At 47.3% G+C, this 19,607-nt stretch carries 18 protein-coding genes; 8 read left to right on the top strand and 10 right to left on the bottom strand.

Going from position 1 to position 19,607, the window contains the following annotated elements; translation table 11 throughout:
- The first annotated feature begins 752 nt into the window (after window positions 1–752).
- Entirely contained in the window at window positions 753–1,151 is a 399-nt protein-coding gene (locus ACUVJL_RS26105; protein ID WP_445248497.1) for a hypothetical protein, read from the top strand.
- Between the two features lie 386 nt (window positions 1,152–1,537).
- Here ACUVJL_RS26105 and cobT read toward each other — a convergent pair whose 3' ends face one another.
- The 4 genes from cobT to ACUVJL_RS26125 all read right to left on the bottom strand — a co-directional run bounded on the left by cobT (window position 1,538) and on the right by ACUVJL_RS26125 (window position 5,195).
- Window positions 1,538–2,644, bottom strand: coding sequence for a nicotinate mononucleotide-dependent phosphoribosyltransferase CobT (gene cobT, locus ACUVJL_RS26110; RefSeq protein ID WP_445248498.1), 1,107 nt, complete (start codon window positions 2,642–2,644; stop codon window positions 1,538–1,540).
- Between the two features lie 242 nt (window positions 2,645–2,886).
- A complete protein-coding gene (locus ACUVJL_RS26115) occupies window positions 2,887–3,639 on the bottom strand; it encodes a DUF2232 domain-containing protein (RefSeq protein ID WP_445248499.1) in 753 nt (250 codons plus the stop codon).
- A 257-nt stretch (window positions 3,640–3,896) separates the two neighbouring features.
- Window positions 3,897–4,394 (bottom strand): universal stress protein, encoded by a 498-nt coding sequence (locus ACUVJL_RS26120; RefSeq protein WP_445248500.1) that lies wholly within the window; start codon window positions 4,392–4,394, stop codon window positions 3,897–3,899.
- Window positions 4,395–4,484: 90 nt separating this feature from the next.
- Window positions 4,485–5,195: a Crp/Fnr family transcriptional regulator gene (locus ACUVJL_RS26125; RefSeq protein ID WP_332955597.1), complete on the bottom strand. Its 711-nt coding sequence runs from the start codon at window positions 5,193–5,195 to the stop codon at window positions 4,485–4,487.
- 292 nt (window positions 5,196–5,487) lie between these two features.
- Here ACUVJL_RS26125 and ACUVJL_RS26130 point away from each other — a divergent pair, with 292 nt between their 5' ends.
- The 7 genes from ACUVJL_RS26130 (at window position 5,488) to pgsA (ending at window position 13,317) form a co-directional block, all read left to right on the top strand.
- On the top strand, window positions 5,488–5,682 hold the full coding sequence (locus ACUVJL_RS26130) for a hypothetical protein (RefSeq protein ID WP_445248501.1): 195 nt from the start codon (window positions 5,488–5,490) through the stop codon (window positions 5,680–5,682).
- A 203-nt stretch (window positions 5,683–5,885) separates the two neighbouring features.
- A complete protein-coding gene (locus ACUVJL_RS26135) occupies window positions 5,886–6,119 on the top strand; it encodes a hypothetical protein (protein ID WP_445248502.1) in 234 nt (77 codons plus the stop codon).
- 164 nt (window positions 6,120–6,283) lie between these two features.
- Window positions 6,284–8,590: a hypothetical protein gene (locus tag ACUVJL_RS26140; RefSeq protein WP_445248503.1), complete on the top strand. Its 2,307-nt coding sequence runs from the start codon at window positions 6,284–6,286 to the stop codon at window positions 8,588–8,590.
- A 26-nt stretch (window positions 8,591–8,616) separates the two neighbouring features.
- Window positions 8,617–10,659: a hypothetical protein gene (locus ACUVJL_RS26145; protein WP_445248504.1), complete on the top strand. Its 2,043-nt coding sequence runs from the start codon at window positions 8,617–8,619 to the stop codon at window positions 10,657–10,659.
- 272 nt (window positions 10,660–10,931) lie between these two features.
- The gene (locus ACUVJL_RS26150) at window positions 10,932–11,645 is read left to right on the top strand and encodes a sugar transferase (RefSeq protein ID WP_445248505.1); all 714 of its coding nucleotides are present in this window, start codon (window positions 10,932–10,934) and stop codon (window positions 11,643–11,645) included.
- Window positions 11,646–11,735: 90 nt separating this feature from the next.
- Window positions 11,736–12,581, top strand: a complete 846-nt coding sequence (locus ACUVJL_RS26155; protein WP_445248506.1) for an ADP-ribosylglycohydrolase family protein — start codon at window positions 11,736–11,738, stop codon at window positions 12,579–12,581.
- A gap of 217 nt (window positions 12,582–12,798) precedes the next feature.
- Window positions 12,799–13,317 (top strand): CDP-diacylglycerol--glycerol-3-phosphate 3-phosphatidyltransferase, encoded by a 519-nt coding sequence (gene pgsA / locus ACUVJL_RS26160; protein WP_445248507.1) that lies wholly within the window; start codon window positions 12,799–12,801, stop codon window positions 13,315–13,317.
- 197 nt (window positions 13,318–13,514) lie between these two features.
- Here pgsA and ACUVJL_RS26165 read toward each other — a convergent pair whose 3' ends face one another.
- The 6 genes from ACUVJL_RS26165 to ACUVJL_RS26190 all read right to left on the bottom strand — a co-directional run bounded on the left by ACUVJL_RS26165 (window position 13,515) and on the right by ACUVJL_RS26190 (window position 19,507).
- On the bottom strand, window positions 13,515–13,724 hold the full coding sequence (locus ACUVJL_RS26165; protein ID WP_445248508.1) for a type II toxin-antitoxin system HicB family antitoxin: 210 nt from the start codon (window positions 13,722–13,724) through the stop codon (window positions 13,515–13,517).
- Window positions 13,711–13,977, bottom strand: coding sequence for a type II toxin-antitoxin system HicA family toxin (locus ACUVJL_RS26170; RefSeq protein WP_333132296.1), 267 nt, complete (start codon window positions 13,975–13,977; stop codon window positions 13,711–13,713). Before ACUVJL_RS26170 ends, ACUVJL_RS26165 begins: the two co-directional genes overlap by 14 nt.
- A 114-nt stretch (window positions 13,978–14,091) precedes the next feature.
- Window positions 14,092–15,837 (bottom strand): diflavin flavoprotein, encoded by a 1,746-nt coding sequence (locus tag ACUVJL_RS26175; protein WP_445248509.1) that lies wholly within the window; start codon window positions 15,835–15,837, stop codon window positions 14,092–14,094.
- A gap of 63 nt (window positions 15,838–15,900) precedes the next feature.
- On the bottom strand, window positions 15,901–16,143 hold the full coding sequence (locus tag ACUVJL_RS26180; protein ID WP_445248510.1) for a hypothetical protein: 243 nt from the start codon (window positions 16,141–16,143) through the stop codon (window positions 15,901–15,903).
- Window positions 16,109–17,251 (bottom strand): RNA-guided endonuclease InsQ/TnpB family protein, encoded by a 1,143-nt coding sequence (locus ACUVJL_RS26185; RefSeq protein ID WP_445248511.1) that lies wholly within the window; start codon window positions 17,249–17,251, stop codon window positions 16,109–16,111. Before ACUVJL_RS26185 ends, ACUVJL_RS26180 begins: the two co-directional genes overlap by 35 nt.
- A gap of 528 nt (window positions 17,252–17,779) precedes the next feature.
- Window positions 17,780–19,507, bottom strand: a complete 1,728-nt coding sequence (locus ACUVJL_RS26190) for a diflavin flavoprotein (RefSeq protein WP_445248512.1) — start codon at window positions 19,505–19,507, stop codon at window positions 17,780–17,782.
- Window positions 19,508–19,607: the final 100 nt, after the last annotated feature.

The raw sequence follows: 19,607 nt of genomic DNA on the forward strand, positions 1-19,607 counted from the left end.
ATATATAGATGGTTGCGACCCACTCACTCGGCTGTAATAACAAAACGGTCATAGTAGCAGTAATATGCTTACCGGGAAACTGCGAGAGAAAGGAGGAAAAGGCAGACCGCTGGTTAGTATGGTATGCCCTGCTGTAAAAAATAACCCATGTTTGTTGTACGAAAAGAGTTTTTGGTCTTAGGAAATAGGACTTCTGCGTGGGTTCCCTACGAGGGGATAAAGGGCGTAAAAGCTCAGAGATGCTGTGTAAGACTCCGATCGTCTTTGATGACGAATATTCAGCAATGAATATCCCCAATAGAGCGACGGCAAACGAGACACGAAGCCCGAATTATAACGGTACTCCGTTTAGTTTGGGTATTTCACATCCGCGACAGCTTAATAACTAAAAATCCACTCCTCTGAATCCTAAAAGCGCTGGCGAGGGCGAAGTCAATCTAATAGGACGCTGCACGATCCGACTCTCAGAAACCAGATTTTTTAACTCTGATTGAAGGTTTCAACGAAGTATGGGGGTTAAAAAACCTGATTCCTGCGTCCAAGACTATCTAAAACCTAAAATCTAAAATCTTAAATCTAAAATCGACTCATGAATGCCGATCGATTATCTTCAGCCTGAGTCCATAAATTTACCGTCAGGATTGGGAACACAACAATTACATCAAAAATTAAATAATTTAGTGATAAATCAGAGTTATGTAAAGATTTCCCTTATATGTAAATATATAAGTTACGATCCAAAGGATGATTGTATGGAAGCGCTCCGCCAGCAAGTTACAGTATTGACGCAACAAGTAGAAGCCCTCTACAAACTCATAGAAAATCTCAATGAAAAGTTCTTGGAGTCCGCCCAGGAGACGAAGCTGGCCCAGCAGCAGAGAAACGACTGCTCTGGAACGGTAGGAAATGACAAAATCTCGTCTTATCAAAGCTACAGCCGTCTCGACGGGCTCCTCGAACACAAAGACATACTGTTAGATGACAGCTACTTCGACAAGAATTCTCAAAGTCTGGACAAAGAGCTGAGCGCAGAGATTCAAATCCAGCGCTTAACAGCTCAGCTAACAGCAGCTTACAATCGAATTGCCGCCTTGGAAGAACAGTTGCTCGCCAAAAGAATCCACTCGCAACAGGTAGGCGGGTCAAATTAACTATTGCTAGGGGGGATCGGGCATTAATCTCAAAAAAAATACAATTTGCGTTGATTTATGCTCGTCAACTTATAGGGTCATTGCAGAGAGTTTTTTCTCTCGCGCAATTAACAGGAACAATACTTCAAAGCGACATATTGTGTATAAAATTATGTAAATCTGAGAACAGAAAGGCTACAGAAAATGATATAATTATTCAGCCAAAACGAAGCGGGTTGAGCAAGACAACCAGGTTCGCAGCTCGATCGCCGCATCTGAATTTTTAATGTTTAATTCCTCACACTCCTGGACGCACAGAAAACTAAAAACCCCGTTTTTGAGTGTATTCCTCGCTGCAAAACCCCAATATTTGAAGTAAAAAACGGGTTTTTGGCATCCACGACTATCTAATGTTTAATTTCAGACCGCGAGGCTAAAGCTTCAACAGCTTGAAGGAGTTGAGTAGGAGTCCAATTTGCAGCCAAGCCACTGGCGATCGCACACCCTCCCGCACCGACACCTTCCTTAACATAGCCACGATCGTAAGCTTGCAGTTGCCCGTAGCGAGATCCAGCAAAACTTAGCTGCGCGCCCAACAGAGGCACACCGCCGATCTCCGACGCAAGTCCTACAGTGTCTCCTGTTGGGTCTTTCGCCACCCAGCGCGTAGTCCCCACCGCGACTTGTTCGGGAAGCCATAGCAGAGCATATTCACGGGCTAAGGCTTGCATCAAAGCGTACACGGCCAGCATTTGCGTGCCCCCGGCTAGGAGCACCCCGCAAGTCCGACTCGCGGCGATCGCCATTGCAGCCACCGCTATTTGCATCGGATCGCCCACCGCCGCTACCAATTCCAGGGGAGTGCTGTTTTGTCCGTTAATTTCCCACTCAGCATTATTGAGTCCCGCTGTCACCGCAGCTAATTTTTGAGCGTGATTGCAGCGAGGGTGAGAACTGTTAACTTTGCCCGCCGCTGCAATACCCAAACCCATTAACACGCCCAAAGCAGTAGTCGTTCCTCCAACTACGCACTCCCCTAAAATTAAATAGCTGCCATTAGTTTCAGCGGCCAATTTAGCTCCCCAAATTAATCCTTGTTCGAGCAAATGTTTGACTGTTTCGAGTTCTAAAGCATTCCCAGAAATCACACACTTTGCCGGAGTGCCGCCCAAATCAATTGCAGGTACCGGAGGCGGGATGGGCAAACCAGCATTAAATAGGTAAAGGGGAATTTCCAAAGCTTCGACTACAGCGCGAGATATCAGTACCGGCGAGGCACCCGCTTCTAGGGGCGGCAAAGGATATTGGGGCGACGGTTGGGGACCGTTATACAAAAATTCTGCATCGGCTAAACAAGTAAATTGTCGATCGTGCGGGGTTGCTCCTGCTGCTGAAATCCCCGGAATTAAGCCAGTAGCGGTAAATCCTAACACGCAGGCAAATATCGGTTTTCGTCCCCGATAGCGTTCCAGCCACCGCTGACCCTGTTCAATTTCTGTATAAATATGAATCATAATTAGTCATTAGTCATTAGTCATTAGTTAGCAGTCATTAGTCATTAGACCTCTCCAATAATTATTGTGGAACAGGCATCCTGCCTGTTCAAGACTTGCTTTTCAGGAGAGGTCTATTAGTCATTAGTCATTAGTTATTTAGTAGCAATTAGCAATGCCCGATGCCCGATGCCCGATGCCCGATGCCCGATGCCCGATGCCCGATGCCCGATGCCCGATGCCCGATGCCCGATGTCCAATAACTACTCTTCATAATCGATCAAAAGTTGCACCCAGCGCGGCGGCCGTGGAATCGGATTTCCCAAACGATCTAACAGCAGCAAAGCTACTAAATGCACTACAAATAAATAGACAATATTGTTAACCAAAATCATCCCGGCGGCGATCGCCCCAATCGTGTTAAGACTTGGTACACTAAGCCAGCCCAGCTTCACAAAAACCCATTCCACTATCTCTGTTACCTGGGCTGTTACGTAAACCCAGAGGTCTTGGCCCACCAAAGCTGACAGCAGCCAAAACCGAAAAAAGAAGCCGACAGTACCAATTAGCGCACCCACACTAATAGACAAAGACCAACTCGCTTTGCGCCTCCAAAGTCCTCCCAGCGCAACTCCCATAATTCCAAAAGGAATCACGTATAAAATGCTCCGCGTCGGGCCCATGAGTACCGACAGCAACAAACCCGATACCAAAGCTGTCATCCAAGCGGCTCGGTGGCCCCAGCGCAGGTAAACTAGGGCGATGGGTATCGGGAAAAAAACCCGCAGCAAAGGCCCCAGCGGAAAGTAATAATTTACCAGCCATATCAAGCTAGCGGTACTTGCCAAAAATGCCGTTTCTACGACCCTTAAAGGCGCTTCCCCTAATTCGCGCCGCGGCTCGGGATTTGTGTTCTCGCCAGCCATTGCTGAAATATCGGCGGTTTGCGGGTCGTTATTTGTACTGGGTGAACTGCCGGAATTAGACGCAGCATCTGCTGACAAAAAATCACTCATCCGATTTTAGATTTTAGATTTTAGATTTTAGATTTTACGGTCCTGGGGGGCTATACGGCTGATTCCCGGTTAGACGATTTTAGATTTTAGATTTTAGATTTTAGATTGTACGGGACTCGCGCGCGATACGCCTGATTCCCGGTTTCACTATTTGGATACTTCGCCGCCAAAATTAATCTTGCTCGCAGAAACCGGGTTTAGGTACGAAGGCGAGTCTTATTTTAGATGGACTTTCTCAGCAAAAATTTTCAGCAGCATCATTTTTCGGCTTTGACTTCCTGAATTACAAAAACCGAACAAGATGCGTGGTGAACGACATAATTGCTGACGCTGCCGAGGAAAGCTTCTGTGAACCCCGTGCGGCCGCGCCTCCCCAATACTATTAAATCTGCGCCCCAATTTTTGGCGGATTCACAGATAGAATGCCCCGGATCGCCGTCCATTTTGCAGTCAAATTCCACCTGCAATCCTTGTTTGGCTGCGGCGTCGCAGTAATTTTTCAGCAAACCCGAAGCGTGTTTTTGGTCGGTTTCCAGCCGCAAACGTTGAGCTTGATAAGCTTGATTCATTAACTCGGCATTCATGCCCAAATCTACCGGAATTGGCACTGCTGTCTGGCCGAGCGAGTTGACAGTAACGCAGTTAAATAGCATCACCTGGGCGCGATCGATCAGAGCTAATTCTAAAGCTTGACTGAAGACGCGGTGGCTCAGTTCAGAATCATCTAAGGGAACAAAAATTTTCTTAAAACTCATAGCTTTACCTCCGGGGGGAAATCATCAATATCAGTTACTTAACAGAGAGAGCTTGTGAATTAGATTCAATGAAAGCCAACTCTGATGCTTCTAGACTAACAGACGCTCCAAGGCGTGCAGGTCGGGAATGCACAAAACGTCACGTTCGCGCTGAATAGTTCCTTTTTTTTCGAGCTTGCTGAGCACTCGCGTTACTGTTTCGCGAGCCAGCCCGCTGAGGCTGCTCAATTCTCTGTGTGGCAGGTTGGGAATTTCTGTACCTCCTGTTGACATGATTTTCCCTTGCCCCTCTGCCAAAAATAATAGAATATCTGCTACTCGCGAGGTACTGTCCGACTCTCGCAAACGCAGGCGGCGGTTGACTTGTCGCAGGCGACGGGCCATCAGTTGAGCTAGGCGAATGCCTGCGAGCGGCTCGGTATGAATGAGCTGCACAAAATCTTGAGATGGCATATTGCCGATCAGTGTCGGCGCTAGGGTGATGACATCTGTCGATCGCGGTGCTTCTTCGATCGCGGCCATTTCCCCGAACAGTTCTCCTTTTCCTAAAATATTCAGTGTTACTTCTTTTCCGTCTAGGTTGTAGGTGCGAATTTTCACCCAACCATCCAATATAAAATACACGGATGTTCCCCAGTCATTTTCGAGTAAAATCACTTGATTTGACGGATGACTGCGGGTAACAATGTGGAGAGTTGCTCTCTCGATTACAGGTTGGGGCAAGCCTGCAAAAAAAGGAGTAGAAACTATCAATTGATTTATATTGGACTGCGGATCTCGGGTGTTAAAGCGGTCTTCCATGAGGCCATCATTTTAATTTATGCGCTTGATCTGCGCTGGGCAGTTAGAAATAGCTTGCAGCCGAGTCATTCGATTTGAGATTCAAGATTTGAGAAACAAGTATCTAAAATCTGCAATTTTACCTCTAAAGTTTTGCGGTCAAAGGTCGAATATGGGAATTAATAGCCTTAAGCTCTGATTGCGAGCTAGAAACTAAAGAATATACCATAATTTTTTAGATACATACCACTGAGCAAATTTTATTAACAAAATTTTAGCCGGGTGGCAAGGGACTGAGCCGATCGAATTACCTTTGAAAGCACTTCGCGAAGACAAGCTTAACACTGCTGAGAGATTTGTTGTCAGCGGGCCCCGCACTCGATCGCCAGAATCAGGAGAGCACAAGCCTCCAAGCACGGCAGACAGATCCCAAATCCGACTGCAACTGCCCCGAACAAGTCAAATGTCAGCACGATCGGCAAAATCCACAGCTATTGCGAGCCTTTAGGCTGGCGCTCTTGGCGAGCAAAACCGACGCAGTTGGCAGCAAACTTTTCTGCCCCCCGAGATTATTGTATCATTAGTATCTAGTCATGAATACATATAAAAGGCTATTATAAAAGGTTACTCAAACCGACTGTACGGGGACAATCCCGAATCCCGGCATCCCAAATCGCAAATTGTTTGAGGTTTTTTCTAAGTCGGTGAAAGATGAAGAGAGAGTGGCGCGTCGCCACCCTAGCCAAACTCGGGGTGACGGGTGTGGGGCCCGCCGTTGTTGCGGGTGGGGGCATTCATTTCGTGCGATCGCAGCTATCCCGAGCACTCAGCGGCCCTCCGGGCCCGCTTGAAACTCCAAAGCAGCCGCACAATTTGACAGCACTTGCAGTTGATAGAAGCGGGAATTTGGTGCAGAAGTACCGGCTAACCTATCATAGGCAATAGAAGTTATCGGAAGACAAAAGGTTAATTAACAGTTGTCAGAAAATATTAGTCAATTATTGACGGACTCGCATTCAGATTATTCTATCTATTGCCATCGCTGCCGCCTGACTTCAGTCTTTTTTCGGTAAAGTTTCTCCCAAGCCGCATTCCCAGAGGTTCCGCCCTTGAATTCTCAGAAGTACAAAATTCAAGCATTGATTGCTGAGATTGACGAGGTACTCAGCAAGCCCGCACCCCGCTTGCCTTGGACGGGTTCGATGGATACTGTCCACCAGCGCCAACTTTTAGAGCGAGTTCGCGCTTATCTGGTTTCCTCAGACTCAAACCTAACCGCAGGCTCGGGGCCCGCCAGCCCAAATGTCCGCCCGCAACCAGTTCCAGTGCCCAAAGTGCCGCAAGCGGCCCCTCGCCCCTCAGCAGCAGAGCAAATCATGCTTGCCGTAACCGGAGAAATCAGCCACCTGCGTTCAAGCCTGACGGAGCCGCTTCAAGAAGACATAGAAGCTCTGCGGATGCAGCAGCAAGCTCTAATTCAAGAAATCAAACAGCTAGAAGCACAACGGCAGCAGCAACAATCGCTGGCTCAGCAACAAGCAAACCAACAGCAAATCATTTCTGAATTCTTGCAGGTACTGACTGCGCGCTTGCAAGAAACCTTGACTAGCAATTTCTCCCAAATTCTAAGTTCCCTAGAAAATCAGTTATTGCAAAGCAGCGCAGCACCTTACTCTTTGGGCAGTGCACAATCAGAACAACCGGCTCTTGAGGTAACAGTTAACCCACAAACCTCAGGAGAACACCCGCAGATGACGGCGGCTCAAAGGTTGGACCAAATGCAACTGTTCCAATCTCGTGTGGACAGTCTGCTGATGAGTCTCGATTCTAGGATGGGTACTGTGTTCGAGGCTTTGCAAGCAAATCTGGAAAGCTATCAAGCTTCCTTGGGACAAGGACTCGAAAATATGCATGGTTTGAGCCAGCAGAGCGAGGCGATGTTCGTGGCTTTGGTCAACCACTTGGCTGCACAGTTGGGGCGAGAAGTGTCTTCCTACGTGCAGCAGCCGATCGATTTAGCAAATCTCGAAACCGTCATCCCACCCGGAGCCGATGGGTCTGAAGCCACTGGCGCCCTCTCAAATACTCCGATCGAGCAGTCAGCCGCCGAGATTCAGAGTGGAGAGTTGGTGCAGTCCAATCGTACCGGCGAATTCGGAGAACAAAACAGATTGCGCTACGCCGATACAGAACTTTCTCCGCAATTGGGACAGTCCAAGGGCGACGGCGATCGCCTTCAATCCCCAATTTCGCTCCCGGAGTTGGCAGATAATTTGTTCAGTTCGGCACCGGAAAAACCTCAACCGAAAACTCCGTTTTCCGGCGCGGAATCGGAAAATATGTTAGCAGAAACAGGCGAAGATGTTGAGGATTTGTATGCAAGTTTGTTCGCGGGAGAAGCCGTCGCTGAAGTAGAATTAGAAGTCGAAACTTTCCCGATTGAAAAGACAGGAAGTGAGGTAACAAGTGAAGCTGTACAATATCAAGCTGCAGCGCCTCATGAAACGACCGAATCCCAAAATATGACCGAAGATTTGTTCGTAAATCTGCTGGATGAAGGCGAATCGCTGGAAAATATTTTAGTAGGTGAAGATTCAGAATTCGTAATCGGTAATTCTGTAAACGATCTAACTTTAGATACTGCCAATTTATTTGAACCGCAAGTTGCAACAGTATCTCAGGTTTCAGAACCGCCAGCCTCAACCGCCTCGCGGCAAATTGACCCGGACGAACGAGAAAATCTAGAAACGGCTCAAAACCGAGGCGAGCCGGAAGATGCTGCTGTGCTTCAATCAGGCTCTTTGCCGTTGAGAACCCCTGCTGAAATTAGCCGGAACCTCCCCACTGCCGAACCCCGTGTGCCGAGTTCTGGTGATGTTCACAGTGGCGAGTTCGACCCCGGATGGCAGCGGCTCGATGATGCCTACATCCAAGCTTCGCCGGACGAGGATTTGCTGCCGCTCGAGGCATTAGAAGATGACCTCGATCGAGCTCTAAATTTGGATAACAATACTCTGGAACAGTTGGAGGCAGACCTCTACAATCTGGAGGGATTGGAAAATACTAGCTCCCGGCGATCGATTTCTGAAGCCGCTAACAGCTTGGATTTATCGGCGAGTTCCCCTTCCGGCGGTGTAAAAAATCCCTTTGCTCTTGCTGCAGAGGAAGAACTCGGCACGCTGGAGGATTTGTTCTCGGATGTGTTGGAACTCTCATTTGAGGATGAACCCTTTGTTTTGGAAGACGAACTTGATGATGATTTGTTTGCTGAGGAAGACGAATCGAACTTGACGCTAGACGAGATTTTGGCTAGTTTCACCGAGAGCGATCGACCTTTGACTGATTCTCCCCCTCCAGAAACTGCCCCAACTAACGAACTGCGCTCGAGTCCTCCAGAAAATAAAAAAAAAACCTAATTTCGACAGAGAGTAAAGCAGGACTTGTGGAGAGGGAAACCGAGTTGAGTGAGTTGGCGCCGCAGCAGCAAAAGTCGGCGCCGTATTCTGTTGCAAGTGCGATCGCCCCGGTCTACCCTGACTCAAACACTCAATCCCGGGAACGCCCGAATTCTCGCTGGTATTTGGGTATTGATTTCGCCTCCAGCGGACTGTCGGCGACTTTGCTCGATCGCGCCTGCAGTCAGTTGTACCCGATTTACTGGGAAGCATCGCAGGCTGAGGGTTCCGAGAAAGTCGCCAGCTTTCGGATTACGCAGGCTGCGGTGCTTGCGGAAACAGCCCCAGGGATCCCAGGGTCTCCGGTGACAATCAAGTCGGTGGGATTCCGGCAGTTGGCTTTGCCTGCGGGAGAATTTTTACTGCAAAATTTTAAATTGCCTTTAAAGGTGGGCATTCCTTATCAGCGGGAGGCTGCTGGGATGTACGAACCGCTGTTGCAGTGGTCGCCCTTGCAGGCTTTTTCGATCGCCTTGCCGCTGCAAGGTGTGCGGGCACTGCTGGCTACTTTGAATCCGAGGAAGCAGGGGCAAAAATTTGGCGGCCTTGGGGAAGTTTTGGATTCTGCACCGAGGGCGATTTTTGCAGGATTGCCAGTTTCCCATTTAATCTGTAGGGCTTCGGGACTGACGGCCCCAACTCTCGATGCGGCGCTTTTAGACTTGCAGGGTGTAATTTTGGGGACTCCGGCCGGCTGGTCGGATGCTTATAGGTTTAACCTGCGGGAGGCTGTTTTGGGCGCGTCTCTAGTGGCTTCGGCTTCGCAAATTTTTGTGGTGGAAGATGCTATCGCCACTTTGATTGCTGCTGTAACTCCTGTGAACAATGCCACAAAAGTGCAGCCGTGGGCCGGGGATTCTGCTCAGGGCCCTCAAGAAGCTGCACCCCTGACTGTGAATGCTTCGTCTTTTAGCGGGGGAACTTTGATTTTGAATGCGGGGGCGGCGACGGTGGAATTAGCTTTAGTTGAGTTGCCGTCCAATCTTGAAGATTTAACTCGTGCTGATTTTACTTGCCACAGTTTTGCTTTTGGTGGCGATGCTTTCGATCAGGATATTATCTGTCAGTTGTTGGCTAAAAATGAAACTTGGGGAATGTCGATCGATTTGCCACGTCCGGGTCATCCTGATTTGCCGAGCCGCTATCAATTGCAGCAGCGGTTACAAGGTTCTGCTTTTGGGCTGCAATTGTTGGAGGCGGCAAGGCACATAAAAGTTATTTTGCAACATCAAAAAAGTTTTGCTTTCGATATTGACCAGCAGCTTTGGGATGTGAAGCGGAAAGATTTGGAAAGCCTAGTTTTAGTGCCTTTTGTGCAGCAGTTGAACCGCGAATTGAATGCTTTGCTCAGCCGCGCGGGAATGTCGCCGGCGGGGATTAATCAGGCGATTTGTGCAGGGGGTATGGGTGCTTGGCCTGCGATCTCCCGCTGGTTGCGGCAGAAGCTGCCGAATGCTATCGTGGTTCAAGACCATGAATTGGAGGTCGATCGAGATATTTTTGACATTCACAATTCTGCATTAAATTCTAATTCTCAAAGTACAAATTTTTCAGGAAAAATTGGTTTAGTTGCCTGCGGGTTGGCAAGTTTACCTCTCTATCCTCAAATTTTGGATTTGTCGCAGCAGCAGTACAGCGACTTTTTTCTGCTGTGGGAATTAATGCAGGTTTTGGGCGGGGAAACTCTGAGCTTTCAGGAAATTTTGCAGTTGTTGGAGAGCCAAGGCGTGAATACCCGCACCTGTGAGCCCCGGATTCTGCGGATTTTGGAAGGAAAATTGCCGGGGGGAGTTGTTCCTGCGGAGGAAGATTTCATGCTGCTGGGCGAGGAGTCCAGGCAAAATCCCGATTGGGAAGCAATTTTGGCCGAGCCGCTTTTCTTTGAAGATGTCTCACGGGGTTATCGCTTGAATGTCGAACACGCCTCTGTTGTTCGCGAATATTTAGGCAAACTCGCCAATAGCAGCCAGCAAAAATTGTTAGAGCCGCTAACTATTGCTTGGGATGTTCGCACCGATATTTATCGCTAAACGGCAAAAAACCTTTTTCTCAGTGGAATCCTCCCTGTCTTCCCGAAAGATTCCTTGTAGAAACCGGGTTTTTTGCGGGCAAGACTCACTTTTTTATGTAAATGTACTTAAGTTTACTAAAAACTTATACTCTTTCAGAAGAAATACACAGAAACTTTATAAAAGTGTTGTTGCTTTTTAAAGATTGTGCAAAGCTCAGCATTTCACGTTCTGCAGATTTAGCTAGACCAATAAGATGAACGTGAGATATCGTTATAGTTGACACAGATCACATGAAAGTTCCGATGGGTGCCTGTAAATCATCAGTATTGTCAGAAATGCTGTACTTATTTTATCAAAAAACAATTACTTACAAAGTGTGTGTATCAAAAGAGCCGGTTCACCGCTCCGTCACGTGTAAGGTAAAGCGGTCGATCGATATTTTGGGCTCGCTGCTGGGACTGGCAATTGCTGCTGCGGTGGCGGTGCCGGTGGCAGTGGCGATGCTGTTGGACAATCCGGGCCCGCTGCTGTACAGTCAAGTCCGCTGCAGCTTCAAAGGGCGACATTTCAGAATGTGGAAATTTCGATCGATGGTTGTCGATGCAGAAAAGCTCAAACATTTAGTCAGCAACCAAGCCAAGGGTCACATTTTTAAGAATGAAAATGACCCGCGAATTACTCGCGTCGGCCGCTTCTTGCGGAACACGAGTTTGGACGAGTTGCCTCAATTCTGGAATGTGTTAGTCGGCGACATGAGTTTGGTGGGAACTCGACCGCCAACTCCCGATGAGGTTGCTGCCTATGAGGAGTTCCACTGGCAGCGTTTAAATGTCAAACCCGGGCTGACTGGGGAGTGGCAAGTCCACGGACGGTCTGGAGTTAAAGACTTTGACGATATTGTGCAGATGGATCTCGACTATCAGCGCAAGTGGTCTGTTGTCTACGACATCACTCTGATTTGCCAAACAATTTTGGTTGTCTTGAGTAAAAACGGTGCCTGTTAGATAGGTAGGCTGTTTTGGGTTGGTTTTTTATTTTAAATTTTAGTTTAGGAGAAAACAGGGGAGAAAATATTTGGAAACGGGATTAAATATATGTTAATAGAATTAGCGATTGGTGACGCTTACGGTGCGGGTTTTGAATTTGTTGACCCGCAGACCATTGAATTGTACAACAATCTCAACGGCTACATCAAGCATCCCCGTCACGACATCGGGCCTGGATGTTACACAGACGATACACAGATGAGTTTAGCCGTCGCAGAAGCTATTGTCAGCCGAGAACCTTGGACGCCGGAACTTTTAGCCACCAAATTTGTTGCAGCTTTTCACCGCGATCGCCGATTCGGTTATGCTGGCAAATTTTACAATTTTTTGCTACAAGTTCAAGACGGAAAAGAATTCTTAGAAAAAATACACTCCGCTAGCGATAAAAGCGGATCTGCGATGCGATCAGGCCCCATTGGCATTTTTCCTACTATTGAAAAAGTCATCGAAAATGCTACCATTCAAGCTGCAATTACTCACAACACTCCTGATGGCATTAAAGCAGCTATAGCGGCCGCTTTGATGTCCCATTACTTTATTTATCAGCTAGGTTTAAAGAAGAATTTGGGAAATTTTTTAGAACAGCACGTCCCTGGTGAGTGGTCGATACCTTGGCAAGGAGAAGTCAGCACTAAAGGTTTGGTCTGTGTTAGAGCAGCTATTACTGCTGTCATGCTCCATGATAGTATGAGCAAACTGCTCCAAGCTTGCATTGCCTTTTCGGGAGATGTCGATACAGTAGCAACTATTGCTTTAGCTGCTGGTTCCTGTAGCAGTGAAATTGCCCAAGACCTGCCAGCAAATCTGGTACAAGGATTAGAAAATCAATCTTACGGCCGAGATTATATCATAGAACTGGATCGGCAGTTAATGAATTGCAGGAGCGACTTCTGACCGAAAGCATCCAGGATACAAGCCCCCCGATTCATCGGTGGAGAAATAAAAAACGTGTATCCGATGAAACTTGCCCCCCGAATTTATCCGTGTGATCAAGGCTTCAATCTAAAATCTAAAATCTCAAATCTCAAATCTCAAATCGATTGACTTCTTCCTGATATCTGTTACATCCGTTAAATCCCGTACACTGCGTGTTGCCGAACTTCTTTCTATTATGAATTGGCCTAATTTGATTACTTTTTCTCGCTTGGTGGGAGTGCCTTTTCTGCTCTACGGTTTGTACGACCCAAGCGCGCAAAGTCGCTGGATTTGCACCGCGATTTTTGTGGTAGCTGCGGCTACTGATTGGCTGGACGGCTATTTGGCTAGGAAGCTGAATCAAATTACCGATTTGGGAAAGTTTCTCGACCCTTTGGTGGATAAATTGTTGGTAATCGCGCCGCTTTTAGTGTTGATTGAGTTGGGGAAAGTACCTGCTTGGGCAGTGTTTTTGATTTTGGGGCGGGAGTTGACAATTGCGGGGTGGCGTGTTAATAAAACTACGATTTCTGGAGCTAATATTTGGGGGAAATTGAAGACGGTGAGTCAGATTGTGGCGATCGCACTTTTAATTGCTCCTCTGTCTGAAGCGTGGAATGTTCCTACACTTATTGCTTTTTGGATTTCTGTAGCTTTAACTTTGATTTCTGGCGCTATTTATCTGTGGCCGGAAAAGACTGCTGAGGACAAGTAATATCAATTCCGGTTGCACTCATACCGGAATTGTTGACTGTTGACTGTTGACTATTTGAACAATACCGATGCCAGCGAAAGCGATATAAAGGGGAGAAAGTTAATTGTTTTAATGCAAGTTTGCATTTCTATGTGGAGAAAAGAGAGGCGATCGAACTTTAGTAAACATCAGGACAATCGCCTAAAACTCCCCTTAAACTAAGCCGAAATTAAGCGACCTTTCGGTTGAGGAATATAACGCCCCAATTCCTGAGCCGTCTCAATCCACTCCTGCATAATAATCTCGATATTTTGTAGTGCTTCTTGATAAGTTTCGCCATCCGCAGCGCATCCGGGTAATTCCGGCACTTCGGCAATAAATGCTTGGTCTTCTTGACTCCAGTAGAGGATAATTTCATAGCGAAGCATCGTTTTCACCTCCTAGTTGGTGTTTGAGAATTACCTCACGAATTTGCCTGACTTGATAGGCTTTGGCTTGCGAGCCTTTGGGTTGAAGATTTAGGATTTCTTCAACACCATCTTTAGCAAATATGTGGTGACTGCCGCGAATCCGTTCCTCAAAGCCGAGTCTGCGTAAAAGTTGGCAAAGTTGAGCAAAGGGTATGTTGGCGTCGGAATTACCAAGTAAGATTTTAGCTAGCAGTTTGTCTGGTTGACTCACGCTCTGTCCAAGTTATCAGTTATTTTATGATGACATATTTATGAGTTGGCGATCGAAAGTCATTCGTCAGAAATCAGAAGCCCGAATCAAAAATTCTGACGAATGACAAATTCCTTAATAATGACTCCCTGATTTCCGGTAATGCACCGCTGTCACTCCGTCATTTTTCAGCAAATGACCGTTTTCAACCGCCGCATAAACTACCCAGTGATCGCCGCATTCCATCCGACTTATCACTTCGCATTCCAGATAAGCCAGAGCATCAGTCAAAACCGGACAGCCGTTGCTAGCTTCCATTGTTTCGACTCCGGCAAATCTGTCTTCTCCCGGAGCAAAGTTTTTCATGAAATACTTCCGCAACTGTCGCCCTTCTGCTAAGATATTGAGCACAAATTTATCCCCGGCGTACATCAAAGCTTCGATCGATCGATCCTTGGCAACCGCAATCGTCACACCGGGCGGATTAAACGTGGCTTGCGACACCCACGAAGCCAGCATCGCACTCGCTACCTCCCCCCGCTTCGCCGAGAGTACGCACAGCGAACCAACCAATCTCCCTACTGCTTGTTCAGTGCGATCGCTCCCTCCAGTCAATGTCGGTTTCGGTGCCCGCAATTTTTGCGATCGAATCAAAGCTTGAGCAAAATCCGTTCCCGCTTCTTTGCACTCGTGAATCGTCGCCGCCGTCGGCTTAAATTTGGCTCGAATCGGCTCAAATCCAATTCGATAGCCAGCATCTTTCAGCTTGTTTTCCACTAAGTCGATCGCCTCTCCACTCCAGCCAAAAGAACCGAAAACCCCCGCTAATTTGCTCTTAGTTGCTGTAGATAAAACAATTCCCAAAGCAGTTTGAATTTGCGTCGGAGCGTGTCCTGCTAGCGTGGGAGTTCCGATGATAAATCCCGCGCATTTCTCGATCGCCTCTTGAATTTCTCCCGGTTCCGCAAATTCGCAGTTGATACTTTCCACCGCAACGCCGGCTTTAGTAATTCCTTTGGCGATCGCCTGCGCTAAAGTCGCCGTATTTCCGTAAGCCGAAGCATAAATCAAAGCAACTGTCAAGTCTTTTGAATTTTGTTGCTGGCTCCATTCCCGATACAAATTGCTCAGTTCATTAAGGCCGTAACGGACGATCGGGCCGTGACCGGGAGCATAAAATGCGGCTGGTAAATTGGCTAATTTATCCATGGCGGCCAGCACTTGTTTTGCCTGAGATGCGTGGAGGGAATCGTAATAATAGCGCCGATCTTCGCTGTAAACGCTCCACCCTTCATCGAATACTTGGTCGCCGCAAACGTGAGACCCAAATAGTTTGTCAGTAAACACGATTCGAGTTTGCGGATCGTAGGTGCAAAGTTCATCAGGCCAGCGAGGAGTCGGAGTCGCGATGAATTTTAAGGCGTGACCTTTTCCTAAGTTGAGAGTTTCTTCCCCCCGAACGATCATAATGTTTAATTCTTGGTCTGGAAAAGCGGCTCGCAAACCAATTGCGGCGGGATTCGTGCAAACCAAAGCTACTTGAGGAGCTAATTCTAACAGAGCTTTAATTGTTACTGACCTGTTAGCATTAAAATGCCCCAAAATTATGTAATCCAGCTTTGTCAAGTCCAACCGTTGCTGCAAACATTCCAGATAATTTTGAGTAAAAGATTCCCCGGGCGGGTCGAACAAAGCAGTTTGGTCAGCTTGAATAATATAGCTATTTGCTGTCGTACCCTTTTGCAGCGAATACTCGACTTCAAATTTGAGTCTGTCCCAAGTGCGCGATCGCACAATAAAAGTATCGGGTGCGATCGGGATAAACTGCACGTCGCGGGGTTTGGCCTGTGATGCGAGTCTAGGAGTCAAAGTGTTAGTCATTAATTGCACCTATGAGAAACTGAACTACAGAACTTCTTTTGATTTCGTGCCAAAACTTGGTATCTACAATGTCAAACCTTGCACCTCGATCCTGTAAAGAGTGATGCCGTCGCTGTCAAATTGCTGACATTTTTTTGCGAGGTCGATCAAAGATGCCTGTGCTTCTACCCACTCCTCGTACCAAGGATGCTGGGGGTGTCTGCTGGCATCGCTTCTGGCAATAATAATTGTTTGACATACTCCCCTGCCTAAAGGCGAGGGGATTCTAAGCTCAGACAGCAATTGCAGGCGAAGCCTGTCTAACATTGCCTAACTTAGCGGTCGATGCCCCAACCGCTTGAATATTTTTAGCTGCGTTTTCATCCCGTCCGTTCACCGATTGACAGGACGGACAGCGCCATTCACGAACTGACAGATCCAACTCTTTCAGAACGTGTCCACAATGCGAACAAGTCTTGCTGGATGGATACCAACGGTCGATGAAGACTACTTCTTTTTCTTTCTTCTTAGCAACCCATTGAAGAATTGAGAGGAATTCACCAAATGCCAGATCCGAGATTTTGCGTCCCCATAAGCGCTGCATCCCTTTGAGATTCAACGTCTCAAAGCACAATACATCAAACTGATTCGTCAAATCATGTGCCAACTTCCAAAACCAATCAGAGCGGCGATTAACTACGTCTTCATGTTTGCGGACAAGATTCAATCTCGCTCGTTCTCGATTCGCTGAACCTTTCCGTTTCTGGGAGTGCTGACGACTGGCTTTCTTGATGACATTGAGTGATTGTTTGAGGAAGTGAGGCGATTCGATTTTGGAACCATCCGAGACGGTGAGGAACGTTTTCAGCCCGAAATCAAAGCCAGCGATGCGACTCGTCTCGACTCTAATTTCAGGCCGGGTCACGTCGTCAACAACCACGACCATGAACAGTTCTCCGAGCGGAGTCCGTTTAATGGTGAGTGTCTTGACGTTACCCTCAATGTCTCTAGAATTCCAATACTGATAGACCTTGCTCCCAATCTTGATGCGATTGCCTCTCAAGAATTTGTAGCCAGCCTGCTTGAGGGTGAAGGATTTGTATTTTCTAACCTTCTTAAAGTAGGGGGGTCTAACTCCTTTTTTGTGATGCTTAAAAAACAATTGGTAGGCTTTTTCAATGCGTTGACAGATATCCTGTACAGCTTGAGAACCGACTAATTTCCAAAACGGGTTACGTTTCCGCAGTTTTGCGATATGAGCCTGAAGTTTTGCACAGTTCAAATGCTTACCCCAAATCCGGTAGTACCGTTTGTGGAGGGCAATGCAATGGTTATAAATCACCCCGGCGGCATTGATTGACCGCTTGAGATGTTTATTTTGCTTGCTTTGATAGAGCTTGAACTTCAGTGTCTTCATGTTAGTATTGTAGATCATTTAGATCTACTCACGCAATGAAAAAGAGCGTATTTTTCAGACTGACCGAATAATAATTTAAGAAGCTAGAAGCTTATTGCTAATCAATAGGAATATCTTTCATCAGATATCTTAAGGGAATTCATTAGAAACCTTAAGACAAAGAAAAAGCCGTCCTAAAGGGACTGGGCTTTAGACCCATTTTCTCGGTAATCTCGGTCTTCTAAAAGATTAGCAGGCATTGGCAATTCCTAAGAGTGAAAATGGAGTCAGCATAACAACGGTTGGCCGGGTAAGGTGCGCGGCGTGGCGCACCCTACGTTTAGACTTTTTGCGTAAAAGAAATCAGGTTTCTCCCCAGGGAGAGTGGGGCTAAGAAAGATAGGGGAAGAAAAACAGAAGATGATTAGCAAACTAATTTAATCTTTTTTTCCCTCTTCCTGACCTCCGTTACATCCGTTAATCTTGTACCCTGCTGTGTTGCGGAACTTTCCGACCTCCGTTACATCCGTTACATCCAGATTCACTGCGCGTTGCCGAACTTGCTTCCTAATAGTGATTTCCCACTTTGCGGTGGTGAACAGCAGGCAGCGCCTCGGGATTGGATACGCGGCCGTTATCGACGATCGCATATACGATATGATGATCCGAAAGTTCCATCCGGCTGACTACTTCGCATTCCATGTACGCCAAAGCATCTGTCAAAATCGGAGAACCGTTGGTAGCAGGTTGAGTTTTAACTCCGGCAAATCGATCGGCACCAGGAGCAAAACGCTTTAAAAAGTGCCTCATCAAGGTTTGATAATTGCCTTCTTCCAGCACGTTGAGAACAAATTTATCTCCCGCGTGCATCATCGATTCGATCGCCCGATCCTTCGCTACTGCTATTGTTAAACCCAGCGGTTTAAAGCTGGCTTGCGTTACCCAAGAAGCCAGCATCGCCCCGCTAACATCGCCTTTTTGGGCGGTAATGATGTACAGTCCGCCACTGATCCGTCCCAAAGCTTTATCGAGCTCGCTGTCGAGGGATTTCATCTGTTTGACAGCCTTGTCCCGCGTCAGCCACTGTCCCAAGTCGGTGCCGGCTTCGTCGCAAAGTTGATAAATCGCTTCTGTCGGCGTTTCTTTAATCAAAATGTTGGGAAATGCTTCTTTTAAACCCAACTCTTTGAACTTGTTTCGCAGCGGGTAAATCGATGCGTCATCGCCGCCGCCGGATTCGCACAAACCGAAAGATTGTTTGTTGTTAGCCGCAACTAAAATTGTGTTGATAGCAGCTTCGGCATTCGCAGCAGCAGTACCACTACTCGGCGGCGAACAAATCACGATACCGGCGGCGCTACCGACAAGTTCGCGGACTTCTTGCAAGTCGGCGATTCTCAAATCCATCATTTCCACAGCGACACCGGTTTTGGTGATACCGTGGGCGATCGCTTGGCTGAGTCGATCGCTAAATCCGTAGTCGGAGGTGTAAAATACCGCTACAGTGGTTTCTGCCTTAGCTTGCGCTTGGCTCCACTTTTTGTAGCGTCCGGTAAGTTCCACCACATTGTGCCGCAGCAGCGGCCCGTGACCGGTTGCCACTGTACCAATTTCTCCCAACTCTGCCATCCGCTTCATTGCAGCGAGTACCGATCGAGCATTGGGAGCCATCAAACACTCATAATAAAAGTGATAATCTTCCTCAACTGCTGCTAAATCGTCATCGAAGGTGCTGTCGGAACAGTAGTGCATCCCGAAAGCGTCGCAGGTAAACAGCACTTGAGTTTTGCTGTCGTAGCTGAAAATAGTATCAGGCCAGTGCAAGTTCGGCGCCGATACGAATTCGATAATGTGGCCGTTTCCTAAATCTAGTTTGTCCCCGTTTTTTACTACCAATCGCTCAAATGGTTGGTGTACAAGGTTTTCTAAAAATTGAATTGCTACTTTTGCCCCCACGACAATCGCTTGGGGTGCCAGCGCCAGCACGTCTTTGACTAAACCGCTGTGGTCTGGTTCGGTGTGGCTGATAATTAGATAGTCAATCTCTTTGGGGTCAATTTCCCCCGTCAGAGTTTCCATGTATTGCTGGCGAAACTTCTCGTGCGAGGTATCGACGAGGGCTGTTTTTTCACCGCGAATGATGAATGAGTTGTAAGTTGTACCGTTTTTGAGTCCGAATTCGATGTCAAAGCGGTCTCTATCCCAGTCCAGGCATCGAATTGCCGTTGTATCAGAGGCAATTTCGACTTTTTCCACCGTCAATCTGCGTTGGACTCGTTCAGTCAGCGCTACCATCAGTGCCTCCTTGTCTGTTACCCATTACCTTATTGTTTCCATTCTGACACGTTTCTTTTGTAAATCTTTATCAAATTTCCTATCACTCAGTTAAGCATCC

The organism is Microcoleus sp. OTE_8_concoct_300 (assembly GCF_031383065.1).
Classification (GTDB): domain Bacteria; phylum Cyanobacteriota; class Cyanobacteriia; order Cyanobacteriales; family Microcoleaceae; genus Microcoleus.

Coding starts and splice junctions, on each gene's coding strand:
- ACUVJL_RS26190 (WP_445248512.1), bottom strand. CDS start 19,507: ATGGTAGCGCTGACTGAACGAGTCCAACGCAGATTGACGGTGGAAAAA.
- ACUVJL_RS26155 (WP_445248506.1), top strand. CDS start 11,736: ATGTTAATAGAATTAGCGATTGGTGACGCTTACGGTGCGGGTTTTGAA.
- cobT (WP_445248498.1), bottom strand. CDS start 2,644: ATGATTCATATTTATACAGAAATTGAACAGGGTCAGCGGTGGCTGGAA.
- ACUVJL_RS26150 (WP_445248505.1), top strand. CDS start 10,932: ATGAAAGTTCCGATGGGTGCCTGTAAATCATCAGTATTGTCAGAAATG.
- ACUVJL_RS26180 (WP_445248510.1), bottom strand. CDS start 16,143: ATGTTAGACAGGCTTCGCCTGCAATTGCTGTCTGAGCTTAGAATCCCC.
- ACUVJL_RS26135 (WP_445248502.1), top strand. CDS start 5,886: ATGAAGAGAGAGTGGCGCGTCGCCACCCTAGCCAAACTCGGGGTGACG.
- ACUVJL_RS26125 (WP_332955597.1), bottom strand. CDS start 5,195: ATGGAAGACCGCTTTAACACCCGAGATCCGCAGTCCAATATAAATCAA.
- ACUVJL_RS26185 (WP_445248511.1), bottom strand. CDS start 17,251: ATGATCTACAATACTAACATGAAGACACTGAAGTTCAAGCTCTATCAA.
- ACUVJL_RS26120 (WP_445248500.1), bottom strand. CDS start 4,394: ATGAGTTTTAAGAAAATTTTTGTTCCCTTAGATGATTCTGAACTGAGC.
- ACUVJL_RS26115 (WP_445248499.1), bottom strand. CDS start 3,639: ATGAGTGATTTTTTGTCAGCAGATGCTGCGTCTAATTCCGGCAGTTCA.
- ACUVJL_RS26105 (WP_445248497.1), top strand. CDS start 753: ATGGAAGCGCTCCGCCAGCAAGTTACAGTATTGACGCAACAAGTAGAA.
- ACUVJL_RS26165 (WP_445248508.1), bottom strand. CDS start 13,724: ATGCTTCGCTATGAAATTATCCTCTACTGGAGTCAAGAAGACCAAGCA.
- pgsA (WP_445248507.1), top strand. CDS start 12,799: ATGAATTGGCCTAATTTGATTACTTTTTCTCGCTTGGTGGGAGTGCCT.
- ACUVJL_RS26175 (WP_445248509.1), bottom strand. CDS start 15,837: ATGACTAACACTTTGACTCCTAGACTCGCATCACAGGCCAAACCCCGC.